Origin of the sequence: Mesorhizobium sp. M7A.F.Ca.US.014.04.1.1, assembly GCF_003998745.1 — a bacterium.
Lineage (GTDB): Bacteria > Pseudomonadota > Alphaproteobacteria > Rhizobiales > Rhizobiaceae > Mesorhizobium > Mesorhizobium ciceri.
The window spans coordinates 1-4504 of sequence record NZ_RZRW01000464.1 but is presented as its reverse complement, the minus strand read 5'-3'; the positions used below and the strand labels follow the sequence as shown (position 1 = coordinate 4504).

The following is a 4504-nucleotide window of genomic DNA, read 5'->3' as shown; positions in this document are numbered from 1 at the left end:
CTTCTGGATCGCCTGCAGGCACTCAAGCCCATTGGCCGAGGCTACCGGGATGATCTCCTGGCCTGGTCGCGGCTCAACCTCCAGCTTCTCCTCGGCAATCAGTCGCGCGCTATGGCCGGCCAGGAATCGCTTGCCCAACCTACTCAGTACCATCGTGCCAAGCTGGCCGATGGCGGAAATCCAGCCTTGGCGGCGAGCCCGGCCACGCAGCAATTGCTTTTTGGATTCAGGCGTTTCGAGGACGACGCTGACAGGACCTACGCGGTCGGCGATCGCATTGATCATAGCCCAGACATGCTGGCCGCCTCCGGTGACGACCACGATCGGACGCGTATTGGATTCTGATGCTGCCATGGATCTTGCCCCCTCCAAGCAACCCTTCTCGACAATAGACGGGATGCTAGGGTGTCCGGGTTAATCCTTGGTGATCAGCTCTTCGATACACAGTCAGCGCTTGAATTCGATGATATCGAGCTTCGATTCATAGTAGGGCGCCGGAAATTCGATGCGCCATTCCTTGGCGCTGTTGCGGAAGGCGTAGCCGACCTGGTCGGTTTGCGGACCGCTGCCATAGGGCTTTGCCGGATCGCTGTTGACATAGAAGGAGCCGAGATAGATCGCGCGTTTCTCGCCATCGTCGAAGAAACGGCCCCTGGTGCGCTGCGAGCCGCTGATCTTCTCCAGCCGCCAGCCGGAACCGTCATCGGTCACCTTGCACTTGAACCAGCCATAGATGACGAGCGGCAAAGGTCCGCCGGCCTTGATGGTGCGGCACTGCCAGTTGCCGGTCAGGTCCTTGTCGGAAAAGGCCACCAGCGGCTTTGCCAACAGGGCATCGAGTTGCTTGACCTCGGCCGGGTTGCCTGTCTTCGCCTCGGCAAGGGCTGCCTTGCGGGTCTCGCCATATTTGTCGAGCCGCGTCTTGTCGGCCGGGGTGATGAGTTTCTGTATCTCGCCGTCGGCATGGGCGGGCAGGGCCAAACAGAGGAGGCCGAGTGCAGCTATCAAGAGGCGAGGGGTCATCAGTGCGTTTCCATGGCTGGCAGTCTGTTTGCTTGTGGCGCACACCTTACCCGTCCACGGCGGCCTGTCATCTAGCCTTGAGTCATCGCGGGGCAAGAATTGCTTCAGGCGCCTGCAGCCGCCTGCGCCATCCCGGCCGTCAGGTCGCCATAACCGGTGGCGCGGCGTTCATAGACGAGACCGAGCATTCTGGCGGCTTTTTCGGCGACCTTGTCGAGTTCCGGATCGTTGGTCTGGGCGAGGTAGATCAGCTTCTCGTAATTGCCGAAATAGTCCTTGATCAACTCCGGGTGCTTGTCGAGGCCGAGCGGTTTCATGAAGAAAGCGTCGAACTGCCGGCAGAGGAAGTCGGTCATGTAGAACGACATCATGTCGTCGTCTGCGACTTTCGCATAGGCCTCCATGCCCTGGTAGAAGGCGAAGCAATGCGGGCCGGCCATGCGCTCGACGCCATGCTTCTCGCAGATGCGGTCGAGCAGACCGCCGGTGCCGCAATCGGCATAGCCGACGAAGATGTTGCTGTAGCCTTCCGTCTTGGCTTTTTCGATCGCCTTGTCCATGGCCGGTGCGATGCGGTCCGGGTAGAAATGGAATTCCGCCGGCAGGCAGGTCAGGTCGAGGTGATCCAGCCCGAGCTGTTCCTTGACGGCCAGAACTTCGCGCGCAATCATCCCGCAGGCGATGACGAGCAGCCTGTCGTCTTGATTCGGTTTCGTTTTTTGCGTCTTGGCCATGGAACCAGTCGAGCGGCCTTCGTTGTTGTGGCGCTAATTTATCTGTTGAGGGAGACACCGTCCATGAAACTGCTGCGCATCACGCCGATTGCCATCCTGGCCTGCGCCTTGGCCCTTGCGGCCTGCGCGAACACCGTCCGTGGCGTCGGCAGGGATGTCAAATCGACGGCCAAGGCGGTCGAGGACACCGTCACCAAGCCCTGATCCGCACGCGGCCACCTCATCATCTGGTAACAAAAAAGCCGCGCTGCAAGGGCGCGGCTTCTCCTGTCGTCCAGGCCGAATTGGCCAATCAGGCCGAAGCGCGCACATTGTGCTTGCGCTTCATGAAGTCCTTGGCGGTCTCGACCGCCACCGCCGCGTCGCGGCAATAGGCATCGGCGCCGACGGCCTTGCCGAATTCCTCGTTCAGCGGTGCGCCGCCGACCAGCACGACATAATCGTCGCGGATGCCCTTTTCCTTCATCGTGTCGATGACGACCTTCATATAGGGCATGGTCGTGGTCAGCAGTGCGGACATGCCGATGATGTCGGGCTGGTGCTGTTCGATCGCATCGAGATATTTCTCGACCGCATTGTTGATGCCGAGATCGATGACGTCGAAGCCAGCGCCCTCCATCATCATGCCGACAAGGTTCTTGCCGATATCGTGGATGTCGCCCTTGACGGTGCCGATGACCATCTTGCCTTGCTTGGGCGCGCCGGTGGCGGCGAGCAGCGGGCGCAGGATGAACATGCCCGCCTTCATCGCATTGGCGGAAAGCAGCACTTCCGGCACGAACAGGATGCCGTCGCGAAAATCCTCGCCGACGATGCGCATGCCTTCGACCAGCGCCTCGGTCAGCACCTTGTAAGGCGCCCAGCCGCGCTCGAGCAGGATGTTGGTGCCTTCTTCGATCTCTTCCTTCAGCCCGTCATAGAGATCGTCGTGCATCTGCTGCACCAACTCGTCGTCGGAAAGTTCGGAAAGGATGATCTCGTCGTCGGACATTTGTATCGAGCTCCTGCCGGCATCGCGACCATGTCGCAAGGCACATATCTTCGCGTTCATACCTAACCCGCTGAGGGCATGTATCCATAGCTGATTTGCGACTTCCCGCAAAAGGAAAGCGACCGTAACTCTCTTGGAATTCTTGTCGATTTTGCGACAGGCGTTGGCGCTGGCGGGCCGTTTCGAATAGGGTGCATGGCTACGATCTGGCAAGAAGCGGCGAGAGCAGCCGCTATGGATTCCAGACAAGAACAGATTCAGGGAAGAACACCATGAGCGAACACGCGGCAGTCGATCAGGAAGCGTCAAACGCGCGACGTGGGCGCGGCGCCAGCGGCGGGGCTGCTGCCCGGCGGGCCGCGCGTTCGGGCGGAGGCCCGGGCACGCAGCTCACCTACATCAAGCGCAAGATCAACGTTTACGAGGTGCTGGACGAGGAAGGCCTGGCGCTGATCGAGAAGAACACCGACACGGTGCTCGAGGAGATCGGCATCATCTTCCGCGACGATGCAGAAGCGCTGCAACTGTGGAAAGAGGCCGGCGCCGACGTCAAGGGCGAGCGCGTGCATTTCCCGAAGGGGCTGTGCCGTTCGCTGCTCAAGACCGCACCGTCCGTCTACACCCAGCACGCCCGCAATTCCGAGCGTTCGGTGCAGATCGGTGGCAATGCCACCGTGTTCGCGCCGGTCTATGGCCCGCCCTTCGTGCGTGACCTCGACGGTGTCAGGCGCTACGCGACGATCGAGGATTTCCAGAATTTCGTTAAGCTCGCCTATATGGCGCCGTCGATCCACCATTCGGGCGGCACGGTATGCGAGCCGGTCGATGTGCCGGTCAACAAGCGCCACCTCGACATGATCTACAGCCACATCAAATATTCCGATAAGCCGTTTATGGGCTCGGTGACCGCGCCGGAACGCGCCGAGGACACCGTCGCCATGGCCAAGATCGTGTTCGGCGACGATTTCGTCGAGAACAACACGGTGCTGACCAGCCTGATCAACGCCAACTCGCCGATGGTGTTCGACGAGACCATGCTCGGTGCGCTGAAGGTCTATGCGCGCCACAACCAGGCCTGCATCGTCACGCCGTTCATCCTCGCCGGCGCGATGAGCCCGGTGACGGTTGCCGGCACGCTGACGCAGGTTCTGGCCGAAGTGCTGGCCGGCGCGTCGTTCACGCAGCTCATCCGTCCCGGCGCGCCGGTGCTGTTCGGTACCTTCGCCTCGTCGATTTCGATGCAGTCGGGGGCGCCGACCTTCGGCACGCCGGAGCCGTCGCTGGTTTCCTATGGCGCCGCACAGCTGGCGCGCCGTCTCGGCCTGCCGTTCCGCACCGGCGGCTCGCTCTGCGCGTCCAAGGTTCCGGATGCACAAGCGGCTTATGAAAGCGCCAACACGCTGAACTCGACCATCCTGGCCGGCACCAATTTCGTGCTGCACTCGGCCGGCTGGCTCGAGGGCGGGCTGGCCTCCTGCTACGAAAAGTTCATGATGGACATCGACCAGCTCGGCATGACGCAGAAATTCTCCGAAGGCGTCGACCTGTCGGAAAACGGCCAGGCGATGGACGCCATCCGCCAGGTCGGGCCGGGCAGCCATTATCTCGGCTGCGACCACACCCAGGCCAATTTCCAGACCGCCTTCTACCGCTCCAACATCGCCGACAACAATTCCTACGAGCAGTGGCTGGCCGAAGGCGAGAAGACAGCGCCGCAGCGCGCCAACGAACTCGCGCGCCGCTGGCTGGAAAGCTA

The 4504-nt window shown here is 61.4% G+C and carries 5 protein-coding genes and 1 pseudogene; 2 read left to right on the top strand and 4 right to left on the bottom strand.

Annotated features, from left to right (window positions below; translation table 11 throughout):
- The 3 genes and pseudogenes from EOA22_RS25115 to EOA22_RS25105 form a co-directional block, all read right to left on the bottom strand.
- Window positions 1-354 (bottom strand): annotated as a pseudogene (locus EOA22_RS25115) (formyl transferase); the annotation flags it as partial.
- A gap of 93 nt (window positions 355-447) precedes the next feature.
- On the bottom strand, window positions 448-1023 hold the full coding sequence (locus EOA22_RS25110) for a DUF4893 domain-containing protein (RefSeq protein WP_013531172.1): 576 nt from the start codon (window positions 1021-1023) through the stop codon (window positions 448-450).
- Window positions 1024-1127: 104 nt separating this feature from the next.
- Window positions 1128-1757, bottom strand: a complete 630-nt coding sequence (locus tag EOA22_RS25105; protein WP_013531173.1) for a DUF1638 domain-containing protein — start codon at window positions 1755-1757, stop codon at window positions 1128-1130.
- Here EOA22_RS25105 and EOA22_RS39725 point away from each other — a divergent pair.
- Entirely contained in the window at window positions 1743-1961 is a 219-nt protein-coding gene (locus tag EOA22_RS39725; protein ID WP_318011966.1) for a hypothetical protein, read from the top strand. The two genes, EOA22_RS25105 and EOA22_RS39725, sit on opposite strands and share 15 nt — an antisense overlap.
- Window positions 1962-2049: 88 nt before the next feature.
- On the opposite strand, the gene EOA22_RS25095 is transcribed toward EOA22_RS39725, so the two are convergent.
- Entirely contained in the window at window positions 2050-2748 is a 699-nt protein-coding gene (locus tag EOA22_RS25095) for a cobalamin-binding protein (RefSeq protein ID WP_013531175.1), read from the bottom strand.
- A 272-nt stretch (window positions 2749-3020) separates the two neighbouring features.
- On the opposite strand from EOA22_RS25095, the gene EOA22_RS25090 reads away from it, so the two are divergent.
- On the top strand, window positions 3021-4504 hold a 1484-nt coding region (locus EOA22_RS25090; protein WP_127390285.1), incomplete at its 3' end, for a trimethylamine methyltransferase family protein.

Coding starts and splice junctions, on each gene's coding strand:
- EOA22_RS25110 (WP_013531172.1), bottom strand. CDS start 1,023: ATGACCCCTCGCCTCTTGATAGCTGCACTCGGCCTCCTCTGTTTGGCC.
- EOA22_RS25105 (WP_013531173.1), bottom strand. CDS start 1,757: ATGGCCAAGACGCAAAAAACGAAACCGAATCAAGACGACAGGCTGCTC.
- EOA22_RS25095 (WP_013531175.1), bottom strand. CDS start 2,748: ATGTCCGACGACGAGATCATCCTTTCCGAACTTTCCGACGACGAGTTG.